Here is a 25,652-nt window from a genome sequence, read left to right as displayed (position 1 = left end):
CGAGCGGCGGGTGCTGGAACGGCGGCTGCTGTAGCACGGCTCTCGGCATCGGGAGCCGGGACGCTGCGACAAACAGCCGGGCCAGGGGCGAGCGGCGTGCAGCCGGTGACAGGGCGGGCGCCAGGCAACGGGTGCTCCGGGCGGGCGGGGGCCGGATCGGACAGTGGGTGCTGGAGCGCCGCGACAGGCAGCCCGAGACCAGGGTGAGCGGCGGAGACCAGGGCGAGCGGCGGCTGCAGGACGCAGCGACAGGCAACGCCGCCGGGATGCGGCGACAGGCAACTGGCCAAAAGCGAGCAGCGGGAGCGGGTGTTAGGGCGCGGCGCCCGGCAACGGGTGCTCGGGTGAGCGGCGGGCAGTGGGGCCAAGGCGGGCGATAGGCAGCGGGGGCAGGGGGGTGGGTAGTGGGTGCTCGGGCGGGCGGCGGGTGCTGGATCGGGCGGATGGGGGCAGGACGCAAGCGCCGGAAAATGGGTGCTGGGGGTGGGGGCTCGGGGATGTGGTCGTGGGCTGGGGCGTCTGGGCGTGGTGGGTGGAGTTATGGGGTGGGGGGTTGTTCGTGGGGAGGGAGGTGGAGGGTTTTGGCTACTTGTGTGGCTTGGTGGTGGGGGTTGCCGGTGGGGGTTGTTGGGTGGGGGGTGGATTGGTGGGTCCAGGCTTGGGCTGTGGCGAACCAGTCGATGGGGGTGGGGCGGGTGTTGGAGCGTAGGGCTTCTTCGAGGGTGTTGAGGTAGAGGGTCCAGCGGTGGGCGTAGTAGGTGGAGACCAGGCCTGACAGCTCGCGGTTGGCGTAGTCGCTGGAGCCGGCGTCGTGGCTTTGGCGGTGGGCCCAGGTGGTCAGGATGGTGCGGGCGTCGTATTCGAGGCGGCGTTTCTCTTTTGGGGTGGTGCCCCAGGCGCGGGCGTTGTGGAGCCAGAGGCCTAGGAGGAAGCGGGAGTCTGTTGCCAGGAGGCGGTCTAGGAGGGTGAGGGAGCTCTTCCAGGTGGTGGCGATTGCTTTGAACTTCTTGGGGTCTCGGGCGTCGTAGGCGGCCTTGAGGGCTGGGAGGAGTTCGCGACTGTGGTTGGCCAGGGCTTGTCTGGCGGTGTTGACCAGGTCGTAGCGGTAGGCGTCGGTTTGGCGGAGGGGGCGTGAGACCTGGAGGAGTTCGGTGAGGGCTGTTCTTACGGTTGCGGGGTCGTAGCGCATGGTTGGGGGTGACCAGGTGGCCGTGGTGCGGACGGTGAGGCTGGGGCGGGCGGTGAAGAGGCCGTCCTGGGGTTCGCTCCAGGTGCCGGACGGCATGCTGTACGGGCCCTGGCGCAGGGCTTCCCAGGCGGCCGTCGCGTGGGGGTCGTGGCCGCCGTAGCGGCGGGACGCGTAGTCGGCGAACCACTGCTTGTGGTTCAGGGGGCCGGGGTGCCAGGCCAGTTCGGTGAACAGTTCGAAGGTCGTCGGGTCGGTGCCGGTTCCCTCGGGGAGGTAGGCGATGCCCTTGAGTGCGCTGTCGTTTTTGGCGCGCCACTGGTGGAAGCGGGCCCAGACCGTGGTGTTGGCGCCGATGGTGGTGTGGCCGCCGAAGTTGGGGATCGTGCCGAACGCGTAGGGCGCGCCTCTCCAGGTCTTCTCGCGGTTCAGTGTGTTCAGCCGGTCGGACAGGCCGTCGACGATGAGCAGGCGGTCGTGGTCGATGGCGTCGACGATCGCGGTGGGCGGGTTGTTCTGCCAGCCGAGCATGACCCAGGTCGCGCCGGGTCTGGCGGTGTTGAGGGCGGTGAAGACGGCGCGGGCGGCGGCGGGGAGGGGGACGTCTCCGGGTCGGCCGCCCTCGTGCAGGAGGTCCATCTTGTACATGGACGTCTGGCCGATGAGCCGCTTCTGGTGCCGGTAGTAGGCGGCGGCGAGGTCCGCGAACGCCGGGGTGCGCGGGTCGAGCCAGTCGGGCCGGGTGAAGCCGACCCAGCTGCCCTGCGGGACGACGCGTCCGTGCCGGAAGCCCGGCGGGACGGTGCCGAAGTAGCCCGGCAGGACGGGAGTCATCCCGAGTTCGTGGAGGCGCGCGACGATGCGTCGTCCCAGCTTGGCGCGCTCTTGGATGAGTCGGCGCCAGACGGGACCGCCGAACCCGGACATGTTCTGCATGAGCCACCAGGGCTGGTGGGACGGCCCCGGAATCCATGAGCGCAACTGCGCGCCGGAGTGGCCGAACTCCTTCAGGGCCTCGTAGTACGGCGCCTCGGCGCCCATCTGGACGAAGACCTCGTTGACGCCGTGGAGGGCGAGCAGGTCGACCTGGCGCTGGTAGGCGTTCCAGTCGCGGTAGGCGCCGGAGTAGCCGTCGTCGGTGTCGTTGAGCGCGAACCGGTGCGGCACCGTCGCGGAGCGCCGGATGGGTGCGGCCGGGGCGGGGAGGACGGCGGGCAGCCGGGACAGGCTGTCTCCGGGCCAGGAGAGGTCGACCCGGGCGACGTGCTTGAGGTACCAGCCGACGCCCGCCAGCAGGACGGACGGGCCGGTGCCCTCGATGGTGATCGCGCCGCGGCGGCCCGCGATCGTGAAGTGGTCTCCGGTGCGGGGCAGCTGACGGAGGGTGAATTGGGGCGCGTGGATGGGCAGGAGGCGGACGAGTGCCGCGCTGGCGGCCGGTGCGGCTGTGGTGGGCGGTTGGGCGCCTCTGAGGGGTGGGGCGGCGGCCGCGGTGGGCGGGAGGGCGAGCATCGCCGCCACCAGCGTGATCAGGCGCCTCATCCGTCCTCCCTGTGGGTAGTCGATCAGTGACGCTCCGATGTTGCCACAGGCGTCGGACAGAATCGCAACGCGCCGGATTTGCCCCTTACGTCGGCAGATCCGGTGGTGCTCGGGTACGGTGGGCGCCCCCAGCGGGCACCTCCGATGACGACGGAGCGTGTCGGCGGAACCACCGATCATCGGTGTGCGTCTATTTACTACCGGGCCGCGCATCCATCACGGGCCGTACGGGGGCAACGATCAGGGGAGCGAGAATCCGCGAACTCAACGAGGTGGAGGCCCGGGCTCCGGGCACCGAGCTGGTCTACCCGTCCGGCGCCCTGGTGCTGGTCGCCGGGCTGCCGGGGGCAGGGAAGAGCACGCTGCTCGACCGCCTGTACGGGCTGAACGGGGACGAGCGCGGTCCGGTGCGCCGGGGGAACGTGCTCGTGATCGACTCGCGTCAGGCGCGCAACCGGTGGTCGCGGGCGCTGCGGTTCGTCCCGGCGCGGGCGCAGATCCCGCTCGTGCTCGCGACCCATGTGTGGTGGATCCTGCGTGCGGTGTCCAAGGGCCACGACGTGGTCGCCCACACCCGGGGGACGTGGCCGCACATTCTTCGCATGTTCGCCTGGCTGACGGGCCGCCGGGGCGGCCAGGTGCATCTGATCCTGATCGACGTCCCCCCGAGGACGGCGCGCCAGGGGCAGCTCGCACGGGGCCGCGTGGTGAGCACCCCGACCTTCGCCCGGCACGTCCGGCGGTGGCGTCCGCTGGTGGAGCGCGCCCGAACCGGGACGCTGCCCCCCGCGGCCGGAGCCACCGTCCTCGACCGCGCGGCGGTCGACCACCTCCGCGCCATCCACTTCAAGTAGCCCCGGGGGCGCCCCCGATGGTGTCCCCGGGGCCGGATCATTCAGCGGAGGGACTGGAACCACCGGACGGTCAACGCCGTGCCGGAGAGGTTGGAGCCCAGGTGGCGGGAGCCTCCGTAGAGCTTGTCGCCGACGTCGATGACCGGGGCGTCGACTCCCCGGGCGCGTAGGGCTGCGCGCAGGTGGTCGGTGTTCGCGGTGGTCGCCTGCTCGTCCTTGCTGATCTTGTAGAGGCGGACGGGCGCCTTCGGGGTCCAGTGCATGATCGAGGCGTCCACGCGGAGGGCCTGGGCGAACCGGCCGGACGGGTGGCGGAGCATCTCCCAGCCGCGTGGGGTGAGCAGCTGACCGAGTTTGTCGGGCAGGCCCTTGAGCATGACCTCGCCGGGGGTGGTGCTGTCGAAGTACTTCTCGACGCGTCCGGCATACGGGGCCTTGAACACCTCGGACGGTGAGCGGTACAGGCCGTGGATGCGGTTCCAAGAGGTGAGCAGGTAGGCGCTGTAGGCGACGCTCATCTTCGGGTGGAGTTTCCCGTTGACGAGAGCGGGCAGCTGGGCGCCCTTGAAGTCGTAGCCCCCGCTGATCGGCGCGATGGCCCGGACACGGAACCACGGGTCGGCGCCGTCCTGCAAAGCGCGCGCGAGGCCGAGTGCTGCGGACGCTCCCTGGGAGAAGCCCGTGACCATGACCTGCCGTTCCAGCTTGCGTCCGGCCTTGGGGGCGAAGTGGCGGGCGGCGCGCAGCATGTCCAGCGAGGCCGTGGTCTCCGAAGGGACGTCCTTCCACGGGTGGACGCCCGGTCCGCCGCCCAGCCCCAGGTAGTCGGGGGCGACGGCGGCGTAGCCCGCCGAGCCGTAGGTGACGGCCGCTCCCGGGCCCCAGACGTCCTCGGCCATCGAGGGGGCGTCGGGCTTGTGGCTGGTGGTCCCGTGCGCGTAGGAGACGGTCCGCAGGGTCCGGGCCTTGGTCCGGGGCAGGACGAGCAGTCCCGTGGCCGTGGTGGGCCGCTTGCGGACGTCCACGGTCCGGTAGGTCAGCCGGTAGGTGTCGACGCCGTGCCGGACGGTCCCGGCGTCGAACCCCTCGCTCGCCAGCCACGCGCCGACCTGCTGGGCCGACATGGCACGCAGATGCTTGAACGACACCAGTTGCCCGCGTACGGGGGCGGGACGGCGCTCGCCGTCCCCCGCGAGGGCGGGGACGGCGACGAGCCCGGCCCCGGTCCCCGCCACCACGGCCGCGGTCGCGATTCGGAAGGTCATGCGGGCCAAGACGGCCACCTCTTTCGATCGTTCGGAGAGGGCCCAAGCCTCGTGGGGTGCCACCCGAACCCGCATCACTCGGGCCGGTGAAGCCGGAACCGCTACCTGAGAGGGGCCGCGTTTCGACGCCGATGTCCCGATCGGGATTTCGCTAGGGTCGGGCGGAACGACGGAACGGAGGCCGACATGCCACAGGACGTCCGCGGAGTCATAGCGCCGGGCAAGGGGCAGCCGGTGCGGATCGAGACGGTCACGATCCCCGACCCGGGCCCCGGCGAGGCGGTCGTGCGCGTCCAGGCGTGCGGCGTCTGCCATACCGACCTGCACTATCGCGAGGGCGGCATCAACGACGAGTTCCCGTTCCTGCTCGGGCACGAGGCGGCCGGGGTCGTGGAGTCGGTCGGCGACGGCGTCGCCGAGGTCGCGCCGGGCGACTTCGTGATCCTGAACTGGCGCGCCGTGTGCGGGCGGTGCCGGGCGTGCCTGCGCGGGCGTCCCTGGTACTGCTTCGACACCCACAACGCCACGCAGAAGATGACCCTCGCCGACGGCACCGAACTCTCCCCCGCCCTGGGCATCGGGGCGTTCGCCGACAAGACGCTGGTCGCCGCCGGTCAATGCACCCGGGTGGACGCGGCCGCCGCACCCGACGTGGCCGGGCTCCTCGGGTGCGGGGTGATGGCCGGGCTGGGCGCGGCCATCAACACCGGGGGCGTGGGACGCGGTGACACCGTGGCGGTCATCGGGTGCGGCGGCGTCGGATCGGCCGCCGTCCTCGGGGCGCGGCTGGCGGGCGCGGCGCGGATCATCGCGGTCGACCTGGACGAGCGCAAGCTCGCCGCGGCCGAGGGCCTGGGCGCCACCCACACCGTCCGCGCGGGCACGACCGACGTGGTCGCGGCGATCCGCGAGCTGACCGGCGGGTTCGGCGCCGACGTGGTGATCGACGCGGTCGGCCGTCCCGAGACCTACGAGCAGGCCTTCTACGCCCGCGACCTGGCCGGGACGGTGGTCCTGGTGGGCGTCCCCACGCCCGAGATGCGGCTCGACCTCCCGCTGCTGGACGTCTTCGGCCGGGGCGGATCGCTGAAGTCGTCCTGGTACGGCGACTGCCTGCCCTCGCGCGACTTCCCGATGCTGATCGACCTCTACCTCCAGGGACGGCTGGAGCTCGACGCGTTCGTGTCCGAGACGATCCCGCTGACCGGGGTGGAGGACGCCTTCACCAAGATGCACCACGGCGACGTCCTGCGCTCGGTGGTGATGCTCTGATGGCCGCGCGCGTCGACCGGCTGGTCACCTCCGGCACGTTCTCGCTCGACGGCGGGACGTGGGAGGTCGACAACAACGTCTGGATCGTGGGCGACGACGAGGAGGCGATCGTCATCGACGCCGCCCACGACGCGGGGGCGATCGCGGCGGCGGTGGGCGACCGGAGGCTGACCGCGATCGTCTCCACCCACGGCCACGACGACCACATCGACGCGGCCCCGGCGCTGTCCGCCCGGATGGGCGCCCCGGTGCTGCTCCACCCCGACGACCTGATGCTCTGGAAGCGGCGCCACCCCGACACCGCCCCGGACGGCGAGCTCGCCGACGGCCAGGTCATCGCGGTCGCCGGAACCGAGCTGACCGTCATGCACACACCGGGCCACAGCCCCGGCGCGGTGTGCCTGCACGCGCCCGGCCTGGGCACGGTCTTCTCCGGCGACACGCTTTTCCAGGGCGGTCCCGGCGCCACCGGACGCTCCTTCTCCGACTTCCCGACGATCATCGCCTCGATCCGGGAGCGGCTGCTGACGCTGCCGCCCGAGACCGTCGTCCGCACGGGCCACGGCGACTCCACCACGATCGGCGAGGAGGCCCCTCACCTGGACGAATGGATCGCGCGGGGGCACTGATCCGCGCGGTCCGGCTTCCGCGCGGGACGCGGGGAGGTTAGGGTCCTCTGAGTCGGCGGATGGTGGACGAGGGAGTGGGATGAGGCTCTGGGCACCACTTTCCGCCGCGGGCATGCTGCTTCCCGTGCTGGCCGGATGCGCCACGAGCTCGGCCGGTGACACCGCGGCGGTCGTCCCGCCCACGGCCTCGTCGGCCCCGTCGCCCGTGGCGTCGCCCGCTCCCGTGGCCACGCCTCCCCCGAGCCCGCTGGTCCGGCCGTTCAAGCCGATCGGCAAGCCCGGCGGCTGGCGGATCACCACGTACTACACGCTCGTCCAGACCTACCACGGCGGGCCGCTCAAGCCGGTGAAGGGCTGCGCGACGTTCCACTGCAAGTGGGGCAAAGACCCGCTGGGCTCCTATCCCGCCGACTTCCTCAAGGCGATCCAGACCGAGGGCAACGGCCGCATCACCACCGGCCCCAACAAGGGCCGCTACCTGAACTGGTCCTACAGCGTCGGCTGGTGGCTGGACGACAGCACCCGCGACTCTCGGGGCAAGCCGCTCAAGCCCTGGTCGTCGGCCGCCGCCGACAAGACGGTGCTGGCGCGCGGGCAGCGTTTCGTCGTCGCCCACTGCGGCAAGAAGGGACGCCCCGTCCCCGCCGAGATCTGCGCGAAGTTCCGGCAGTCGCACTGGACGGTCACCGACCTGTTCCGTCCCGGATACGGGGGCGAGCACCACGCCGACCTGTACATCGGCGAGGAGACCGGGCCGAATTTCAAGAAGTCGCCCTACTACACGACGCTGGGCGGCGCCACGATCGGCACCGCCTGATCAACGATCACCGTCCGAACCGACCCGGCACCCGCCACCGCAGCGATCGGCACAGGCCGGTCGGCGGCCGCCCTTCCGAACCGAGCCGACGCCCGCGACCGCGGCGGTCGGTACGGGCTGAACCAAGGACCGTCCGAGCCGGATCAGCGCCCGCCGTCCGCACCAGATCAACGGGCGGTGTCGGAGCGGTCGGGGGCCAGGGGTGAGGCCAGCCGGGTCGGGGACGTCCGTCCGCGCAGCGTGAGCTCCTCGCCGAGCCGCCAGCGGGCCGCCTCGGCCGGTTCGGCGGCCTCGACCACCGAGCCCGCCGCGAGCACCCGGCCCTCGACGGCCTTGGCCAGGTCGGTCAGGCGGGCCGCCTCGTTCACCGGGTCGCCGATCACGGTGTACTCGAAGCGTTCCTCGGCGCCGATGTGCCCGGCGACCGCCCCGCCGGCCGAAACGCCGACGGCCGCGCCCAGCCCCGGGACCTCGGTGCGGAGCCGTCCGGCCAGCTCGCGTCCGGCGGCCAGCGCCCGGGACGGCGCGCCGTCCACCGCCAGCGGCGCGCCGAAGATCGCCAGCGCGGCGTCGCCTTCGAACTTGTTGATCCAGCCGCCGTGCGCGCCGACGACCTCGACCACGACGGCGAAGAACGCGTTGAGCAGCCGGACGACCTCGGTCGGCGGACGGTCGGCGGCCAGCCGGGTGGAGCCGACCACGTCCACGAACAGCACGGCCACCTCGCGCAGCTCACCGCCGAGGTCGATGCCGCGTTCCAGCGCGTCCCTGGCCACGTCCTCCCCCACTTGGCGGCCGAACAGGTCCTGGAGCCGGGCGTGCTCGCGCAGTCCGGAGGCCATGTGGTTGAACCCGGCCTGGAGCAGCCCGACCTCGCTGGCGTCGTAGACGGGGACCTGGACGTCGAGCTCGCCGCGCTCCACCCGGGCCAGACCGCGCCGCACCGACTCCACCGGGTCGGCGATCGCCCGCGCGGCGGTGTAGGTGACGCCGAGCCCGACCACCAGCGCCGTGCCGCCCAGCAGCAGGACGGCCACGGCCAGGTCGCGCAGCGTCACCTTGGCGATCAGAAAGGTTCCAGCCGCCAGGACGATCAGCCCGAGCAGGGGCAGCGCCGTCCCGAGCGCCCAGGCCAGCAGCGACCTGGCCACCACGCCCGGCAGCCCGGAGCGTCGCGGCACGCCGCTGGCCAGCGCGGTCGTCACCGCGCGCCGCAGCAGCCGCTCGGTCAGCAGATAGACCACCGCGCAGGTGGTGAGCCCGCCGAGCAGGCTGGTGAGGCCGAGCTTGACGGCCAGCAGTCCGGAGAAGGGCACGTTGACCACGACCCACCCGACCGTGCCCACGCCCCACAGCGTCAGATGCACGGCCATGAGCCGCAGCGGCCCATAGAGCAGGAGGGCGCGCTCGCGCCGGTCGGGCTCGTCGTGCTCGTCGACCAGGCGCCGCACCCGCCGGAAGAAGCGCTCGCCGAGCACCAGGCCCACCGGCATGGCCAGCACCACGTAGACGCCGAAGACGATCAGGTTGATCGTCCGCAGCCGGTCGGAGACGGCCCCCTCGGGGTCGGGCACCACGACCGAGAACAGCAGGACGACCAGCGCGCCGCCGAGGTTGGCCAGCCCGGTCGCCACGGTCACCAGGATCCGGGCGCGCCGCGCGATCTGCGCGCGGGACTCGCCGGGCGGTCCGTCGATCAGCCGCCACAGCGGGCCGAGCGGGCGCCGCCGCGAGCGTCCCGCCACCGGTTCCCCCTGATGGGTCTTCATGTGCGTGGAGGTTATCCCCTCCCCACGACGGACTCGGAGGACGGGTGGGCTCACCGCGCGTCACTTATCGCTCACCGCCGCGCCAGCACACTCGCTCCGTCCGGAAAGATTGACCGGTCGGTCAATCAGGGCATCATCCGAACCGGACATCCAGGTCCGAACGTGATCCCCCGGAGGTGGCGGATGGGCAAGTTCGCATGGCAGGACGGGGTCGCCCTCGTGGCCGGCCTCGCCGCACTCCTCGCACCCCCGCTGTGGGCCGACGACGCGGGCGAGCAACCGCTGATGGTGCTCGGCGCGCTGCTGGCCCTGGCGGGCCTCTACTCGCTGCTCGGCGCGGCCGGGCCCTCGGCCTGGACGGCCACGGCGTTCGCGCTGCTGATCTTCGTGTCGCCCTGGGCGTTCGGCTTCACCGGTGAGGACGCCGCCGCCTGGACGGCATGGATCGCCGGCGGCGTCGCGGCTATCGTCGGCGTCTGGGGCGCCACGCAGACCACCCGCGCGGAAGCCACGACCTGACCGTTCCGTCCCGGTGTGGCCCCTGGCGCGAACGCGCGTCCAGGGGCCATGGCCGATCTCAGGGGGCCGCAGATGATGAGGGCATCACGCAAGCAGGACCAGCCCGATGCCCGCACCAGGATCCTGGACGCGGCCGAGACGCTGTTCGCCGACCGGGGCTACGACGCGACGTCCACGGCCCGACTGGCCCGTCACGCCAAGGTCCCCAAGGGCCTGGTCTTCCACTACTTCCCGCAGAAGATCGACGTCCTGGTGGCGCTGGTCGACGAGCGGACGCTGGTGGAGGAACTGCCCGAGGACGCCGTGGCGGCCCTGCCGGGCGACCCGGCCGCGACCCTGTCCGAACTGGCCCGCCACTCGCCCCTGCGCGCCTCCCCCGCGATGCGCCGCATCCTGTTCCGCGAGGCCGACACGCACACCTCGGTCCGCGAACGGCTCGGCCGGCTCAACGGCGAGGTCTTCGGCCGCGCCCGCCGCGCCCTGGCGCTCGCCCTCCCCGGCTCGCGCGGCGACCAGGCCCGCCTGGAGGTCGCCGCCACCACCTTCGCCGCCGTCCTGATCTACCAGGAGAACCTCTCCCAGCTCACCGGCGAACACGTCGACCCCGACGCCGTCGCCGACCTGATAGCCCGCGCCCTGGGCACCTGACCAACCCCACCCCGCAGCGACCTCAGCCCGCGCGCGATTGCGTTAACTAACCGGGGGAAGCGACGCCGAAGGCGAGCTTCCCCCGGTTAGATCGCGAAGCGATGCAGCAATCGCAAAACCACGGTCACCGAAGCGAGCCGTTAGGCGAGCGTAGGTGGGCCGGGGTTTCAAGAAACACGGATTGGTTCTAGGAGGCGGTGGGGGGACTCCAGGTAGCGGCTTACGGGGTCTTCGCGGACGGCGCCGGGGCCGGCGCGGAGTTCGACGTCCTCGGGCGGGACGGGGGTGCCGCAGGACGGGCAGCTTCCGTCGATGTCCAGGCGTTCGCCGCACGCGGCGTGCAGGAAGATGCGGCAGGTCTCGGAGTCGAGGTGGCGCTCGCCCCAGCGGCCCAGGGTGTGGACGACGGGCCACAGCTCGCGGCCCATCGACGTGAGGGCGTACTCGTGGCCCTCCTTGGCGAGGACCCCGGCCTCCAGGAGCGTCTGGAGGCGGGCCGAGAGCACCGCCTTGGGGATGTCGAGACGTGCCTGGAAGTCGCTGAACCGGCGGACGCCGTAGAGGGCGTCACGGATGATCAGCAGCGTCCAGCGCTCTCCCACGACCTCCAGGGCACGGGCCAGCGAGCAGTCCTGGAACGCGTAGTCCTTCCCGAGTGCCATGGGTGACACTTTAACCGAGGACGGGTTCAGTCACCGAACCAGATCATGTTACGGTCGGCCGAGGATCTGGTTCGGTTGTTGAACTCAGGAGTGCGCATGACGACGCTGGCGACCCCGCGCGCCGGAGACCGGACGGCGCGCGGCAGCGCCGCCCTCGCCCTGCCCGCCGCCGCCACGCTGCTGGCGCTGATGAACTACACCGCGCCGCTGGCGACGCTGGTCGACACCTCCAAGGGCGTCCACGCGGGCGCCACGGCCCAGATCTGGGTCATGAGCTCGATCAGCCTGGGCCTGGCGGCCGCGCTGCTGGCCGTCGGCGCGCTGGCCGACGACCACGGCCGCAAGAAGGTCTTCGTGATCGGGGCCGTCGCCCTGGTCGTGTCGAGCCTGGCGTGCGGCGCGGCCCCGAACGCGCCGGTCTTCGTCCTCGGGCGTGTCGTGCAGGGCGCGGCGAGCGCGGCGTTGCTGGCCACCGGGCTGGGCATCATCGGGCACGCGTTCCCCGACGCGGCCGCCCGGGCCCGGGGCACCGGGATCTGGGGCGCCATGCTCGGCCTCGGCATCGCGCTCGGCCCGATCGCGTCGGCGTTCCTGACCGCCGTGGGCGGCTGGCGCCTATGGTTCTGGACGGCCGCCGCCGCGTCCGTCCCGCTGGCGCTCGCCGCCGCCCGCGCGCTGCCCGAGTCGCGGGCCGAGCACCGCCGCGGGCTCGATCTGCCCGGCCTCCTCACGCTGGCCCTGGGGGTCTCGGCGCTGCTCGCCGCGATCACCCTGGGACGCACCGGCTGGGGACGTCCCGAGGTGCTGGGCCTGTTCGCGGCGGCCGCCGTGCTGCTGGCCGTGTTCGTGACGGTCGAGGCCCGCCGCCGCGAACCGCTGCTCGACCTGGCCCTGTTCCGGCGGCCGGGCTTCCAGCTGTCGATCGTCGGCGCGTTCACCACCGGCGTCGCGGTCATCGGCGTGATGAGCTACCTGGTCACCGTCATGGACGTCGCGCTCGGCATGACGGCGTTCACCGCGTCGGTGGTGCTGGCGATCTGGTCGGGCCTGTCGTTCGTCGCGGCCCTGCAGGCGCGGCGCCTGCCCGCGCGGCTGTCGGCGGGACGGCTGCTCGGCGTCGGCCTGCTGCTCAGCGCGGTCGGCGAGCTCGCCCTGCTCGGCCTTGCCCCCGGGAACCACTGGTGGCGTCTGGTCCCCGGTCTGGTGATCGCGGGCGTGGGCAGCGGCCTGGCGAACGCGATGCTCGCCCGGGTCGCCGTCGAGAGCGTCCCGTCGGACCGGGCGAGCATGGGGTCGGGCGCCAACAACACCGCCCGCTACACCGGCGCCTCGCTGGGCGTGGCGATGGTCGGCGCGATCGCCACGGGAACCAGCGCGGGCCAGAGCGACGCCGCGCACGTCCTCACCCACGGCACCAACATCGCGCTGGTGGTCTCGGCCGTGCTGGCCGCGGCGGGCGCCGCGTTCGCGTTCCTGCGCGACTGACCGGGGTCAGGCGAGCTCTTCGACGAAGGCCGCCAGCTGGGCGAGGTTGCGGACCTCGTGCATGGGGACGATCTCGCCGTAGCGGGACGCGGCGGAGTCACCGGTGTCCCAGGTGCCGCGGCGTTCGGGATTGAGCCAGTAGGCGTGGCGGGCGCGGGAGGCCAGTCGCCTGAGGATCGGGAGCGACAGCTCGCCGTAGTTGGAGCGGGCGTCGCCGAGGATCAGCAGCGAGGTCCGGGACGTGACGGCGTCGCCGTACCGGTCGTCGAAGACCTTGATGGCGTTGCCGTAGTTGCTGCGGCCGGTGATCCAGACCAGGTCGGCCTCCTCGGCGAGGCGGACCATCGCGTCGGTGACGTCGACGCCGGGCGCGAAGTACTTGGTGATCTCATCGGTGGCGTCGATGAACGCGAACGCGCGGACCTTGGTGAACTGCTCGCGCAGCGCGAAGGTCAGCAGCAGCGTGAAGTGGGCGAACGAGGAGACAGAGTCGCTGGCGTCGCACAGGATGACCAGCTCGGGCTTGTGCGGGCGCCGGGGCCGATGGTGGGTGGTCAGCGGGACGCCGCCGCTGGCCAGGGACGCGCGGACGGTGCGGCGGAAGTCCAGGCGGCCGCGGTTCCCGTGGCGGTGCTTCTGGGCCAGCCGCGTGGCCAGGCGCCGGGCCAGCGGGTAGACCTCGCGGCGCAGGGCGGCCAGCTCGGCGCGTCCGGCCCGGTTGAAGTCGAGCTTCTCCAACGGGGGGCGGACGGCCAGGCGCGCGGTGCGCTCGACTCCGGTGTCCTCGGCGATGCGGCGGCGGACCTCGGTGGCGACCAGCTCCCGGAAGCGGTCGACGCGCGACCGCAGGTTCTGACGCGCGACCCGCTCGGCCATGCCGCCGCGCTCCTGTCCCGCCAGGACCGCGTTGAGCAGCCCGGCCATGAGCGTCTCGGGCGACAGCGCCGACAGGACGCCGGACGAGAACCACGACTCCTGCCCCGGGGCCTGCCCGTATTCGGTGACGGCCGTGCGGGCGAAGCGGCCGAGGCCCGCGTCGTCGCCGTCCAGGAGCAGGTCGAAGAGCTCCCGGCGGCGTTCCTGGACAGCCGGGTCGAGCGGCGGTGGGACGGGGTCGCCCTTGGCGTCGAGGGTGCGCGGCGGCGTCCGTTCGGCGCGGACGGCGCCGTCGCCCAGGGCCGAGGGGAACCACAGGTCGAACAGCGTGTCGAAGGCCGGACGGTGGGCGGGCCGCTTGACCAGCGTCGCGGCGTAGGCGGCGCGCAGCGACTCGCGTTCGACCAGGTCGATGAGCTGCAGGGCGCGGACGGCGTCCAGCCCCTCGGCGACCGAGACCGGCAGGCCCGCCTCGCGCAGCGCCGCCACGAAGCCGGTGTGCCGGTCGACCAGCGATCCCATGCCGATCAGCCCCGCAGGCCGAGTTCCTTGCGGGCGCGCTCCTGGTCGGAGACGTGCTTGAGGACGACGCCGAGCGTGCGGGCGACGGCCTGCTCGTCCAGCTCGTCCAGGCCGAGCGCGAGCAGGGTGCGGGCCCAGTCGACGGTCTCGGCGACCGACGGCGCCTTCTTGATCTCCAGGGCGCGGAGCGTTCCGACGGTGCGGACGAGCTGCTCGGCCAGCGCCGCCTCGATGCCGGGAACCTGGGACAGGACGATGTCGCGCTCGCGTCCGGGCGCCGGGTAGTCCAGATGCAAATAGAGGCAGCGCCGCTTGAGGGCCTCCGACAGCTCGCGGGCGGCGTTGGAGGTGATCAGGACGAACGGGCGGCGGACGGCCGCGACCGTGCCGAGCTCGGGAATGGTGATCTGGAAGTCCGACAGGACCTCCAGGAGCAGGCCCTCGACCTCGACGTCGGCCTTGTCGGCCTCGTCGATCAGCAGGACCGTCCGGCCGGTGCGGCGGATGGCGGCCAGCAGCGGCCGTTCGAGCAGGAACTCCTCGGAGAAGATGTCGTCGTGGGTGTCGCTCCACGCCCGGTCGCCCGAGGACGCCTGGATGGCCAGCAGCTGCTTCTTGTAGTTGAACTCGTAGAGCGCGCGCGCCTCGTCCAGGCCCTCGTAGCACTGGAGCCGGATCAGCTCGGCTCCGCTGGCCTCGGCGACCGCCTTGGCCAGCTGGGTCTTGCCGACCCCGGCGGGCCCCTCGACCAGCAGCGGCTTTCCGAGCGTCTGGGCCAGGTAGACGGTGGTGGCGATGGCCTCGTCGGTCAGGTAGCCGACCTCGGCCAGGCCGCGCTCGACGTCGGCGGGCGAGCCGAACGCCAGGTCGTCCGCGCTCACGACCTGGCCTTGCTGTAGCTCTGGTTGGTGCCCGCGAACAGCAGCTTGGTGCCGCCGTCGGTGAGGGAGACGCCCCAGTAGGACGCGCTCTTGGGGTCGCCGCCCTGCCAGGAGAAGCGGTACTTGTCCTTGCCCTCGGGGATGACCTGCCCGCTCCACAGCGTCGTGGACGCCTTCACCCACGAGCCGGTGCCGTCGGACTTGAAGACGAAGTAGTCCTTGCCCGGGCCGACCCAGCGACCGACGATCGACTTGACCTGGGCGGGCTTGACCTTCGGCGCGCGCGGCAGCGTGGACGGCGGATCGGACGGGAGGTCCTTCAGCCCGGACGACGGATCGGGCGAGGCGGGCGCCTGCCCTCCGGGCGGGGAGGCCCCGGCGCCGTCCTGGGGCTCGTCACCGGAGTCGTCGCCGCTCCCGCAGCCGGTGAGGGAGAGCGCGAGCGCCGTGCAGGCGGCGACGAGGATGGAACGGGCCCGCACTGACACGTGCACCTCCGTGGATCTCGGGTGAGGCGGCCAAGTTTACCGGCGCGTAGCCTTCTGATCGCCCTCATCCCTGGGGGCTACCGGCGGTTTCCTCCCCGGGAGGGACGCCATCGGGTCGGTCACGCGCTTATAACCGAAGAATGACGAACCCACGCCTTCCGCGCGATGACCTGAACGCCGCGGTGGCCGCCCGCCGCGAACTGGGCCCCGACTACGACGACGCCTTCGTCGCCTCGGTCGTCGACCGGATCGAGGAGACCTGGGAGGCACGGCTGGCCGCCCAGCACGCCCACCAGCCGAGGCCCCGCCCGGCGGGTGCGCCCGGCCCGCCCGCCGCCCCGGGTTCCGGCCGCGGCCCGACGCTCGCCCTGGCGATCATCTCGATGGGCGCGGCGATCCCGCTCAGCGCGATCGGCGTGGTGAACGCCGGCCTCCCCGGCCTCCTGATCGTGTGGGCCGGGATCGTGCTGATCAACGCCGTGTTCGCCAACGCCCGCCGCTGACGCACGCGGAGACGCCCCCGCCGCGCGCCGACCATGCGCGCAGCAGGACACCCGCCGCGCCCGGAGAGACCGGCCCACCGCGCGTCGACCGCGCACGTGGGAGGACCGGCCCGCCGCGCGTGGGCCGTCCGCGCGGCGAGACGAGCTCGCCGCGCGTCAGCCGTAGGGTCTACTTTCCCGGTTCGGGGTCGCGGGGCAGGCCGAGCATGCGCTCGCCGATGATGTTGAGCTGCACCTCGGTGGTGCCGCCGTAGATCGTCATCGCGCGGCTGAACAGCATGGCCCGGGCGACGATGCCGCTCTCGGCCATCGGCACCTCGACGGTGGCGGTCTCGCCCTGGGCCGCCCAGCAGTAGTCGGCGACGTCCTGGTTGAACTGGACGCCCAGCAGCTTGCGGACGCTCGCCTCCGCGCCCGGCTCGACCCCGTTGAGCTGCTTGAGGGTGGTGCGCAGGCTCAGCAGGTCGATGGAGTGGCCCTGGGCGACGAGCCCGCCGACCTCGGCCGTGGCGATCGGGCCGAGCTCGCGGTCGGCGAAGAAGTCGAGCAGTTCGGGGACGCCCATGCCGAGGCCGCCGCCGGTCGACAGCGACACGCGCTCGTTGCTGAGGGTGTTGCGGGCGACCTGCCAGCCCTTGTCGACCTCGCCGACGACGCAGTCGTCCGGGACGAACACGCCGTCCAGGAACACCTCGTTGAAGATCGCCTCGCCGGTCAGCTCCTTGAGCGGACGCACGTCGACGCCCTCGGCCTTCATGTCGACCAGGAAGTAGGTGATGCCGTCGTGCTTGGGCGCGTCGGGGTTGGTCCTGGCGATGCAGAAGCCCCATTGGGCGAACTGCGCGACCGACGTCCAGATCTTCTGGCCGGTGAGCTTCCAGCCGCCCTCGACCCGCTCGGCCTTCATCGACAGCGAGGCCAGGTCGGACCCGGCTCCGGGCTCGCTGAACAGCTGGCACCAGACCAGCTCGCCGCGCAGCGTCGGGCGCAGGAACCGCTCCTTCTGCTCCTGGTTGCCGTAGGCGATCAGGGACGGCACCAGCCACGCCCCGATCACCAGGTTGGGCGGCTTGACCTTGGCGGCCTTCAGCTCCTGCTGGATCAGGACCTGCTCGACCGGTCCGGCGCCGCGCCCGTACGGCTCGGGCAGGTGCGGGACGGTCCAGCCCTCGTCGCCCATCTTGGCGTGCAGCGCGGCCTTGTCGCCCTTGAGCGCCGCCAGCTCGGCCACCTGGCCGCGGATGCGCTCGCGCAGCGGCTCGGTGTCCTCGTCCAGCTCCAGCTCGATCGGGCGGCGGCCGCCGTCCAGCGCCAGCCCGGCGATCGTGGCCGCCCACTCCTTGGCCGGTCCGAGCAGCGCCCGCAGGGTCAGCGCGCGGCGCAGGTAGTTGTGGGCGTCGTGCTCCCAGGTGAAGCCGATGCCGCCGAGGATCTGGATGGCGTCGCGGGCGGTGCTCACGCCCGCGTCGGGGGCGATGACGGCCGCGACCGCCGAGGCGAACGCGACGTCGTCGGAACCCTCGTCCAGGGCGCGGGCGGCGTCCCAGACGGCGGCGCGGGCCTGCTCAAGCGCGATCAGCATCCGGGCGGCCTTGTGCTTGACGCCCTGGAACTGACCGATGGGACGGCCGAACTGCTCGCGGACCTTGGCGTACTCGGACGCGGTGGTCACCAGCCAGCCCGCCAGCCCGGCCGCCTCGGCGCCGAGCAGCGCGGCGGCCAGGTCGCGGACGTGGGCGGTGGTGAGGCCGTCCAGCACCCGGTCGGCGGCGACCGCCACCCCGGACACCTCGACCCCGGCCACGCGCCGCACCCGGTCGAGGCTCTCGACGGGCGTGACGGTCAGGTCGGCGGCGTCGATCGCCACCCACTCGGCGTCGCCGCCGACGTTCACCGGCAAGACCAGGACGTCGGCCAGGGAGGCGCCGAGGACGTGGCCCGCGGTGCCCTCGACCACCAGGGCGTCGCCGTCCCGGGTGCCGGTGAGGCTTGCGGACAGGGCGAGCGCGGCGGTCGAGGAGCCCTCGGCCAGGGCGGGGAGGAGCTCGGCGCGGGCCTTGGCGTTGCTGGAGGCGTTCACCGCCGCCGCGGCCAGGACGGTGGGGACGAAGGGGCCGGGCGCGGCCGCGCGGCCCAGTTCCTCGATCACCACCGCCAGTTCCAGCAGGCCGAAGCCCTGCCCGCCGTGCTCCTCGTCGAGGTGCAGGCCCAGCAGGCCCTGGTCGGCCAGGGCCGTCCAGAAGGGGGGCCGGGTCTCCTCGTCCGCGTCGAGAGCGGCGCGGAGGACCGTCGCCGGGATGTTGCGCTCGGCGAACCCTCGCACCGACTCGGCGAGCGCTTCGTGTTCCTCGGTGAGCCCGATGGCCATGCTTCACCCTCCCTGGGACCTGTTGACACCCATTCTAGAACAGCATTCGGATCCTAGGGGTGTCGCACCCCTCCCTCATAGATCCCCCGATTCCGGTGTGCGCGAGACCACATCTTCGGACTTCTTCGGGTCGGCGTCGCTGTTTCGGCGTCCGATCGTGAGGCTGGCGACCGTGGTGGCGACGAGCGTCCCGGCGATGACCGCCAGCGACAGCCAGATCGGAACCGCCGGCGCCCAGGCCACGCCGTACTCGTGCAGGGCGTGCAGCACCAGCTTGACGCCGATGAAGCCGAGGATGAACGCCAGCCCGTGGCCGAGGTAGACCAGCCGGTCGGTGAGCCCGCCGAGCAGGAAGAACAGCTGCACCAGGCCCATCAGGGCGAAGGCGTTGGCGGTGAAGACCAGGTAGGGCTCGGTCGTGAGGCCGAAGATCGCCGGGATGGAGTCGAGCGCGAACAGCACGTCGGTGGAGCCGATGGCGATCATGACGATGAACAGCGGGGTGACCATCAGCCGCCCGCCGCGGCGGGTGAGCAGCCGGTTGCCGGAGTAGTCCTCGGTCGTGGGCAGGACGCGCTTGGCCCAGCGCAGCAGCCTGTTCTCGTTGAACTCGTCCTCGTCGCCGCCGCGGACCAGCCCGTAGGCCGTCCAGATCAGGAAGGCGCCGAAGATGAAGAAGATCCAGGTGAAGGCCGCCAGGGCGGCGGCGCCGACGGCGATGAACAGGCCGCGCAGCAGCAGGGCGATGACGATCCCGGCCATCAGGACCGTGTGCTGGGAGTGCTTGGGCACCGCGAACCTGGCGAGGATCACCATGAACACGAAGAGGTTGTCGACGCTCAGGCTCTTCTCGGTGACGAAGCCACCGAAGTACTGGGCGGCGTACTCGCCGCCGGAGAAGGCCCACACGCCCAGCCCGAAGGCGACGGCGAGGCCCAGGTAGATCGCCGACCAGAAGGCGGCGCGCCGGGGGGTGAACTCCCGGGTGTCGTTGCGGTGGATGAGGAACAGGTCGGCGGCGATGACGGCGAGGATCCCGACGATCGTCAGGAGCCACACCAGGGGCGACACGGTCACCGTGCGATACCTCCGGCTCGGTAGAACGCCGGAGGTCTCTCCCGCCCGAATCGGTGCGGACCGCTGTCCCGAGCCGGTTCGGACCGGCCGTAATGACGAGATCAGCGCGCGGGGATACTCCCCTCCACTTTCACTCTCTTAAACGCGGGACGCCGGAGCCCGGTTCCCGTCCGGACGATCTTTTTTCAGATCGAGGTAGAGCTCCCCGAGTTCGTCGACGGCCTCGTCCTCGGTCGGCAGCGCGGTCGCCCGCTGCGCGGCGGCCGCGCCGAGCCGGACGGCCAGCGCCGGGTCGTCCAGCACCCGCGCGACGGCCCGCTCCAGCTCCTGCGCGTCGTTGGGCGGGACGAGCAGCGCGGCGTCGCCCTCGCCCACCATCACCGGGATGCCGCCCACCCGGGTGGCGACGAGGGGACGTCCCGCCCGCAGGATCTCCTGGACGATCAGCGGCTGCCCCTCCCACACGCTCGGCACGACCGCGATGTCGGCCGCCGCGAGCAGCGCGGGGACATCGGACCTGCGCCCGGTCAGAAGCACCGGCAGGTCCTCGGCGTCGACACGCGCGCGGAGCCGCTCCTCCAGGGGTCCGTCGCCCACGATCACCACCAGCGGACGCGGCGTGCGCCCTCCCCACCCCTCGGAGGCGTCCAGCAGGGTCGGCAGCCCCTTCTGCTCGGCGAGCCGTCCCACGGTGAGGATCAGCGGCCGGTCCGCCGCGCCCAGCTCGGCCCGCAGGCCCGCGCGCACGTCCGGGCCGGGCTCCCCCGCCGAGGCGGGGGACGGCACCAGCGCGTGGCCGACCCGGCGCGCGCCCAGCTCGCGCATCCGCTCCTCAAGATCAGGCGAGACGCCCAGCACGGCGGCCGCCCCCCGCGCGACGACCCGTTCCAGAGCGCCGTAGACGGCGGCCGTCCTCCCGCCCGTGATGACGGCGTTGTGCAGCGTCACCACCAGCGGGACGCGTCCCCGCGACAAGCGCAGCGGCCCCGGCGCCACCCCGGCCGTCGCGGCCACGGCCAGCGCCCCCGCCCGCAGGCCGTGCGCGTGCACCACGTCCGCGTCCTTGAGCACCTTCCGCAACCGCGCCACGGCCCGCGCGTCGCTCACCGGCCGGGGCCGATCGGCCAGATCCACCTCGGCGAACCGCGCCCCCGCCGCCGCGAACCCGAACAGGTCCTCGGTGGCGGCGGGCCCGCACACCACGACCCGCGCCCCCCGTGCGACCAGCCCCCGGGCCAGCGACCGCACATGCCGTCCCACTCCCCCGGCGCTGGTCCCCAGCACCAACGCCACCCGAAGCCCATCGAGCCCCGACTTGTCAGACATCATCAACGACCTTCCACGTCACGACGCCCCATCGTCCGGGGCGACCTTCCGGCTGAGCACGGCACGCAGGTCGCGGCCGTCGATCAGAAAGGCGAGCCCCACAAAGACCACACCGGCGGCCGTCGCCGCCAGCACCGCCGCCCCGGCGTTCCTCCCGAGGCCGCCGTCGCCGAACGCGGCCGCCACCGCATGCCCGGCGGCCCCGGCGGCGACGCCGCCGATCACCCCCGCGGCCAGAACCCGGCCCAGCCCCCGCACGGACGCCCGTCCCCGCGCACGAACCAGCGTGACCAAAAGCAACACACCGGCCAGGGTCATCCCCACGGCGTTCCCGAACCCGAGCGCCGCCACCACCCAGTGACGGTCGACGACCGCCACCAGGACCAGGTCGGCGACCATGACCAGCACCCAACCCGCCACCACCGCGATGGCGCCCATCTTCCCCCGATGACACGCGTACAAGACCCGGCTCAGATGAGCGACCAGCCCGTACCCCAGCAACCCGGGGGCGAAGGCGAGCACGGCCCGCGCAAGGATCTCCTGCTGGTCGGGAAGCCCCGGGTTGAACAACGCGGCGACCGGAGGCGCGACGGCGGCCAGGGCCCCGGCGCCCGCGCACGAGACCAGCACGACCGCGCGGGTCGTCGACGCGGTGATCCGGTCGAACTCGGCGTCCTCGCCCGCGCTCATCCGCGCCGACAGCATCGGGAACGCGCTGGTGGCGATCGGCACGGCGAGGATCGCCCAGGGCAGCAGGTAGATCGCCCACGCGTACTGGTAGTTGGCCAGCGCGCCCGACGTGCCCTCGTAGCTCAGCCGGACGACCAGCAGCGCCGACACCTGCTGCGCCACGACCGTGGCCAGCCCCGCGATCGCGAGCCTGCGCACCCGCCGCGCGACGCCCTCGGGAAAGCTCAGCGCGGGCCGCAGCCCCAGCCGCAGCCGCCACGCGGCGAACCCGGCCGTCGCGGCCATCGCGACACCGCCGAGCGCCGTCCCGATCGACAGCGTCAACTCCGCCGAACGCGGCAGCCCCGCCAGATCGTTCTCGTATCCCTCGCCCAGCGGCGCGAACGCCAGGTAGGCACCGATCACCACCAGGCTCGACATGAGCGGCGCCAGCGCGGGCGCCGCGAACCGGCGGAACGACTGGAGCAGCCCGTAGAGCACCACGGCCACCCCGTACATCACCATCTGCGGCGCCATCACGGCCATCATGTCCCCGCCGACCGTGACGATGCCCGACCGCGAGCAGCCCTGCAGGTCGTCCCCGACAAGCAGCTCCATGACCGGACGCGACAGCAGCGCCATCACCAGCGACAGCGGCACCATCGCCAGCACGACCCAGGTGAGCAGCGCCGAGGCGATCCGCCGCACCTGTTCTCGATCGCCCCGCTCGGCCGGCCCCGCCAGCACCGGAACGACCATGCTGGCCAGCGCCCCGCCCGCCACGATCTCGTAGACGATGCTCGGAATCTGCGTGGCGGTGAAATACGCCTGGCTCAAACACGACGTCGTCACCGTCTGCGAGAACACGTAGGTCCGCCCGAACCCCGCCAGCCGCGAGAGGACCGTGATGGCCCCGATCAGCACGGCGGCCCCCGCCAGCCCACCCAAGAGCCGCCGCATCCCGATCACAACCCGAACCCGCACCGCTCACCGTCGACGGCCGCGGACGAAGCGGGGCCGGTGGTGTGGGCGCGGGTGGTGGTGGGTGCGGGCACGGTGTCGGGGTGGGGTTGGGGATGGTGGCGGCGGCGAGGTGCCGCGGGCTCGTGGGGCGGCCCGGGGGTCAGGATGAGGTGGTGGTGGGCTGTTCGGCCTCGGTGGGGACGGATGGGGCCGGGGGCGGGGGCAGGGGGCGGCGGCCCAGCATGTCGACCCAGTCCAGGGCGGGGGTCTGTTTGATCACCTTGGTGAAGCTGACGAACTCGCTGGCGGCGTTGAGGGCGACGAGGCCCGACAGGACGGCCAGGCGCGGGACTCGGGGCAGGCGGGTGGCGGCCAGGCCGAGCAGGGCGCCCAGGGCGTTGGAGCCGGTGTCGCCGAGCATGGCCCGTTCGGCCAGGTCGACGGGCAGGAGCGCGGACGCGGCGCCGAGCGGGGCGGCGACGACGGCGGCGCCCGAGGAGGTCAGCGCGAGCGGGGTGCCGGTGATCAGCCCGACCTTGATCGCGCGTCCGGGACGCAGGTCGAACAGGTTCATCAGGTTGGCGCCCGCCGCGACGATCGCGCCGTTGACCAGCGTGTCGAAGGCGCGTCCGGCGCGCGAGGGCGCGGGCGACCCCGCGATGGCCGCCGCGGCCAGGCCGGTCGCGCCGATGCCGAGGATCTTCACGGCGCCGCTGGTGACCTCGCCGCGGGCCAGCGCGCTCAGATGGCCCTTGAAGCCGCGGGACGAGGTCGTCCCGGCCAGGTCGTCGTAGCCGCCGAGCAGGCCCGCGCCGACGCCCGCGAGCAGGGCGGCGGCGCGCGTCCGGGCGTCCAGGCCCGGGGCGAGCAGGCCGCCCGCGGCGGCGCCCGCCACGAACGCGGGGCCCTCCAGGAGGGTGACGGACTCGCCCCGGTGGTTGGTGCGGCCCCACACCTCCTCGCCGGTCTGGCCGTGGAGGCCCGGGGGACGGCGGGTCAGCGCCTGGTAGGCGGCGCGCGCGGCGACGGCGCCCAGCGCCGTGCCGACGATCATGCGGGAGGTGGTGGCACGCTTCATCGGTTCACCCGTTCTTGCCCGCGGGGGGCGGTGGGGAGGGCAGGTAGCCGTTCACGCCCGAACCCAGCCCGTACTGACCCGACTTCTGGCTCAGCTCGTTCTGCAGCGCCAGGATCGTCACGACCTGGCCGGAGGGGGTGTCCATCGTGTCGATGCCGGACACCTTCTTCTCGTCGTCGGAGTCGCGCAGGGCGCGGATGAGCCCGCCCTCGTCCGCGGCGTCGACCGGGCCGCCGAGCACCGTCCCGCGGCTCGCGTCGTCGAACGCGGTGGCCAGCGAGATCAGCGCCTTGTTGTCGGTGTCGGAACCCTCGTAGGAGTAGGCGGTGGAGGGGGCGATCACGACCGCGAGTGTCGCATGCCCGCCGGGCTTCCCGCTGGTGGTCACGTAACCCGCCTGCTTGAAGCCGTTGAGGATCGCGTCGCCGGAGGCGTCCTCCCGGCCGATCTTGGCGGCGTCCTTGGTGACGACGGCGCTGGCCAGCACCGCGCCCGCGCGCGCGTAGGCACTGCCCGAGGGCAGGGTCAGGTCGCCGGGCTTGAGCTGGGACGCCAGCTCGTCGACCGTGCTCTCCTGGTTGTCGTCCAGGAACTTCTTCTGGACGGTGACGCGGCCGGTGACCGTCGCACCGGCGCCGGGCGCCTCGACCAGCTTGATCAGCTGCTCGATGCTGTCGTTGCTCGCGCCGGGCGTCTCGACGAAGACCACCGACTGGCCCTTGAGCCGCTCGGCGACCATCTGGGCCCCGAGGACGCCGGAGAACTGGTCTTCGCCCTTGATGCGGTTGTTGAGCTCGGTCTGGGTGTTGCGCAGCTCGGTGTTGCGCTTGGCCGCGGACCTCGCCTCGTCTCTCAGGCCCTTGGTCACCGACTGCGACAGCGTCGTCGACCCGAGGACGATGCCCAGGGCGAGCGCGAGGAAGATCGCGACGATGGAGACGAGGTGGTATCGGAAATCAATCACGTGAAGAGTCCGGTCAGCCAGAAGAGGAAGGCGTGCCAGCGGTCGGCCATCAGGGGAAGAAGAACGTCCCCCGCGGGTGACATGATCACGGCGGTGGTCATGGCGATGAAGGCGCCGAGTACCAAGAACAGCAGCGACCAGGTGGAGATGCGGCTGCGGTAGAGGCGGCTCACGCCCTTGGCGTCGACGAGCTTGCTGCCCACCCGCAGGCGGGTGAGGAAGGTGCTGGCCATCCCGGCGCGGCCCTTGTCGAGGAACTCGACCATGTTGGCGTGCGTGCCGACCGCGACGATGAGCGTGGCGCCCTTGTCGTCGGCGAGCAGCATCGCGATGTCCTCGCTGGTGGCGGTGGCGGGGAACGTCACGGCCTTCTGGCCGAGCTCGTGCACCCGCTTGAGCCCGGGCGCCCGCCCGTCGCGGTAGGCGTGCACGACGATCTCGGCGCCGCAGGTCAGCGCGGCGTCGGAGACCGAGTCCATGTCGCCGACGATCATGTCGGGACGGTAGCCCGCCTCCATCAGCGCGTCGGCGCCGCCGTCGACGCCGATGAGCACGGGACGGTACTCGCGGATGTAGGGGCGCAGCGTGGCGATGTCTTCGCGGTAGTGGTAGCCGCGGACGACGATCAGCGCGTGGCGCCCGTCGAGCCTGGTCTCCACCTCGGGCACACCGACGCCGTCGATGAGCAGGTCGCGCTCGCGCTTGACGTACTCCATCGTGTTGGCGACGAACGCCTCAAGTTGGTGGGCCAGGCCCGCCTTGGCCTCGGTCAGCGCCGTCTCGACGGTCTCGGGCGTCTGCTCGCAGCCCTTGGCGACCAGTTCCTCGCCCCGGTGGACGGCCGCGCCGTCCACCCTGACCTGGTCGCCCTCGTCCAGCTTGGCGAAGATCTCCGGGCCGACGTCGTCGACCAGCGGGATCCCGGCCTCGACCAGGATCTGCGGGCCCAGGTTGGGATAGCGGCCCGAGATGCTCGGCGCGACGTTGACCACGGCGCCGACCTCGCACGACACCAGCGCCTCGGCGCTGACCCGGTCGAGGTCGACATGGTCGATCACCGCGATGTCGCCGGGCTGGAGCCGCTTGGTGAGGTTCTTGGTCCTGCGGTCGAGCCGGGCCGTCGCGGACACGCCCGCGCGGGCGTCCTGCCCGCCCCGTCCCAGCCCGAGCACGCGGCGCGGCAGCTTCTGGGCGAGGCGCGCGCGCCGTTCGGCGATGGGAGACGGGTCGTTCATCGATTGACATCCTGCCAGAGCGCGGGGGGCGACACCTGTAACGACGATCGTTGG

At 72.6% G+C, this 25,652-nt stretch carries 22 protein-coding genes; 8 read left to right on the top strand and 14 right to left on the bottom strand.

What is annotated here, in order from left to right:
- Window positions 1-538: 538 nt before the first annotated feature.
- Complete coding sequence (locus ACQPY4_RS18620; RefSeq protein ID WP_433337995.1) at window positions 539-2,728, bottom strand: alpha-N-acetylglucosaminidase; 2,190 nt, start codon at window positions 2,726-2,728, stop codon at window positions 539-541.
- Between the two features lie 272 nt (window positions 2,729-3,000).
- Between ACQPY4_RS18620 and ACQPY4_RS18615 the strand changes: the two genes are divergently transcribed.
- Window positions 3,001-3,582: an AAA family ATPase gene (locus ACQPY4_RS18615; RefSeq protein WP_433337993.1), complete on the top strand. Its 582-nt coding sequence runs from the start codon at window positions 3,001-3,003 to the stop codon at window positions 3,580-3,582.
- 41 nt (window positions 3,583-3,623) lie between these two features.
- On the opposite strand, the gene ACQPY4_RS18610 is transcribed toward ACQPY4_RS18615, so the two are convergent.
- Window positions 3,624-4,847: an alpha/beta hydrolase family protein gene (locus ACQPY4_RS18610; protein ID WP_433337991.1), complete on the bottom strand. Its 1,224-nt coding sequence runs from the start codon at window positions 4,845-4,847 to the stop codon at window positions 3,624-3,626.
- A 186-nt stretch (window positions 4,848-5,033) separates the two neighbouring features.
- On the opposite strand from ACQPY4_RS18610, the gene ACQPY4_RS18605 reads away from it, so the two are divergent.
- From ACQPY4_RS18605 to ACQPY4_RS18595, 3 genes are all read left to right on the top strand, one after another.
- Window positions 5,034-6,119, top strand: coding sequence for an S-(hydroxymethyl)mycothiol dehydrogenase (locus tag ACQPY4_RS18605; RefSeq protein WP_433337989.1), 1,086 nt, complete (start codon window positions 5,034-5,036; stop codon window positions 6,117-6,119).
- Complete coding sequence (locus tag ACQPY4_RS18600; RefSeq protein WP_433338952.1) at window positions 6,116-6,748, top strand: MBL fold metallo-hydrolase; 633 nt, start codon at window positions 6,116-6,118, stop codon at window positions 6,746-6,748. Before ACQPY4_RS18605 ends, ACQPY4_RS18600 begins: the two co-directional genes overlap by 4 nt.
- 79 nt (window positions 6,749-6,827) lie before the next feature.
- Window positions 6,828-7,565, top strand: a complete 738-nt coding sequence (locus ACQPY4_RS18595) for a hypothetical protein (RefSeq protein ID WP_433337987.1) — start codon at window positions 6,828-6,830, stop codon at window positions 7,563-7,565.
- 167 nt (window positions 7,566-7,732) lie between these two features.
- On the opposite strand, the gene ACQPY4_RS18590 is transcribed toward ACQPY4_RS18595, so the two are convergent.
- Complete coding sequence (locus ACQPY4_RS18590; RefSeq protein WP_433337985.1) at window positions 7,733-9,334, bottom strand: adenylate/guanylate cyclase domain-containing protein; 1,602 nt, start codon at window positions 9,332-9,334, stop codon at window positions 7,733-7,735.
- 183 nt (window positions 9,335-9,517) lie between these two features.
- Between ACQPY4_RS18590 and ACQPY4_RS18585 the strand changes: the two genes are divergently transcribed.
- Both ACQPY4_RS18585 and ACQPY4_RS18580 read left to right on the top strand, forming a co-directional pair.
- Window positions 9,518-9,853, top strand: coding sequence for an SPW repeat protein (locus ACQPY4_RS18585; RefSeq protein ID WP_433337983.1), 336 nt, complete (start codon window positions 9,518-9,520; stop codon window positions 9,851-9,853).
- A gap of 72 nt (window positions 9,854-9,925) precedes the next feature.
- Entirely contained in the window at window positions 9,926-10,501 is a 576-nt protein-coding gene (locus ACQPY4_RS18580; RefSeq protein ID WP_433337981.1) for a TetR/AcrR family transcriptional regulator, read from the top strand.
- Between the two features lie 167 nt (window positions 10,502-10,668).
- On the opposite strand, the gene ACQPY4_RS18575 is transcribed toward ACQPY4_RS18580, so the two are convergent.
- A complete protein-coding gene (locus tag ACQPY4_RS18575) occupies window positions 10,669-11,163 on the bottom strand; it encodes a winged helix-turn-helix transcriptional regulator (protein WP_433337979.1) in 495 nt (164 codons plus the stop codon).
- Window positions 11,164-11,259: 96 nt separating this feature from the next.
- On the opposite strand from ACQPY4_RS18575, the gene ACQPY4_RS18570 reads away from it, so the two are divergent.
- Entirely contained in the window at window positions 11,260-12,648 is a 1,389-nt protein-coding gene (locus ACQPY4_RS18570; protein ID WP_433337977.1) for an MFS transporter, read from the top strand.
- 6 nt (window positions 12,649-12,654) lie between these two features.
- On the opposite strand, the gene ACQPY4_RS18565 is transcribed toward ACQPY4_RS18570, so the two are convergent.
- Genes ACQPY4_RS18565 through ACQPY4_RS18555 form a run of 3 tightly spaced genes read right to left on the bottom strand, consistent with a single transcriptional unit; the run spans window position 12,655 to window position 15,415 of the window.
- On the bottom strand, window positions 12,655-14,046 hold the full coding sequence (locus ACQPY4_RS18565; protein ID WP_433337975.1) for a vWA domain-containing protein: 1,392 nt from the start codon (window positions 14,044-14,046) through the stop codon (window positions 12,655-12,657).
- A 5-nt stretch (window positions 14,047-14,051) separates the two neighbouring features.
- Entirely contained in the window at window positions 14,052-14,927 is an 876-nt protein-coding gene (locus ACQPY4_RS18560) for an AAA family ATPase (RefSeq protein ID WP_433337973.1), read from the bottom strand.
- Window positions 14,924-15,415 (bottom strand): hypothetical protein, encoded by a 492-nt coding sequence (locus ACQPY4_RS18555; RefSeq protein WP_433337971.1) that lies wholly within the window; start codon window positions 15,413-15,415, stop codon window positions 14,924-14,926. The genes ACQPY4_RS18560 and ACQPY4_RS18555 overlap by 4 nt, the downstream gene beginning before the upstream one ends.
- Before the next feature lie 140 nt (window positions 15,416-15,555).
- On the opposite strand from ACQPY4_RS18555, the gene ACQPY4_RS18550 reads away from it, so the two are divergent.
- The gene (locus tag ACQPY4_RS18550) at window positions 15,556-15,918 is read left to right on the top strand and encodes a hypothetical protein (RefSeq protein WP_433337969.1); all 363 of its coding nucleotides are present in this window, start codon (window positions 15,556-15,558) and stop codon (window positions 15,916-15,918) included.
- Window positions 15,919-16,087: 169 nt separating this feature from the next.
- On the opposite strand, the gene ACQPY4_RS18545 is transcribed toward ACQPY4_RS18550, so the two are convergent.
- The 7 genes from ACQPY4_RS18545 to steA all read right to left on the bottom strand — a co-directional run bounded on the left by ACQPY4_RS18545 (window position 16,088) and on the right by steA (window position 25,598).
- Window positions 16,088-18,286 (bottom strand): acyl-CoA dehydrogenase, encoded by a 2,199-nt coding sequence (locus tag ACQPY4_RS18545; protein ID WP_433337967.1) that lies wholly within the window; start codon window positions 18,284-18,286, stop codon window positions 16,088-16,090.
- Window positions 18,287-18,361: 75 nt separating this feature from the next.
- Window positions 18,362-19,363 carry a TerC family protein gene (locus ACQPY4_RS18540; RefSeq protein WP_433337965.1) on the bottom strand — a complete coding sequence of 334 codons (1,002 nt, stop codon included), beginning with the start codon at window positions 19,361-19,363 and terminating at the stop codon, window positions 18,362-18,364.
- A 138-nt stretch (window positions 19,364-19,501) separates the two neighbouring features.
- Window positions 19,502-20,692: a glycosyltransferase family 4 protein gene (locus ACQPY4_RS18535; RefSeq protein ID WP_433337963.1), complete on the bottom strand. Its 1,191-nt coding sequence runs from the start codon at window positions 20,690-20,692 to the stop codon at window positions 19,502-19,504.
- A gap of 15 nt (window positions 20,693-20,707) precedes the next feature.
- On the bottom strand, window positions 20,708-22,342 hold the full coding sequence (gene murJ, locus ACQPY4_RS18530) for a murein biosynthesis integral membrane protein MurJ (RefSeq protein ID WP_433337961.1): 1,635 nt from the start codon (window positions 22,340-22,342) through the stop codon (window positions 20,708-20,710).
- 139 nt (window positions 22,343-22,481) lie between these two features.
- The gene (locus ACQPY4_RS18525; RefSeq protein WP_433337959.1) at window positions 22,482-23,399 is read right to left on the bottom strand and encodes a hypothetical protein; all 918 of its coding nucleotides are present in this window, start codon (window positions 23,397-23,399) and stop codon (window positions 22,482-22,484) included.
- A 4-nt stretch (window positions 23,400-23,403) separates the two neighbouring features.
- A complete protein-coding gene (locus tag ACQPY4_RS18520; RefSeq protein WP_433337957.1) occupies window positions 23,404-24,363 on the bottom strand; it encodes a copper transporter in 960 nt (319 codons plus the stop codon).
- Window positions 24,360-25,598, bottom strand: coding sequence for a putative cytokinetic ring protein SteA (steA, locus tag ACQPY4_RS18515; protein WP_433337955.1), 1,239 nt, complete (start codon window positions 25,596-25,598; stop codon window positions 24,360-24,362). Before steA ends, ACQPY4_RS18520 begins: the two co-directional genes overlap by 4 nt.
- Window positions 25,599-25,652 lie beyond the last annotated feature (54 nt).

It is taken from the genome of Spirillospora sp. CA-294931 (assembly GCF_050946795.1).
GTDB lineage: Bacteria > Actinomycetota > Actinomycetes > Streptosporangiales > Streptosporangiaceae > Spirillospora.
Note: the sequence above shows the minus strand (reverse complement) of the source record. Positions and strands in the feature narration are given on the sequence as shown.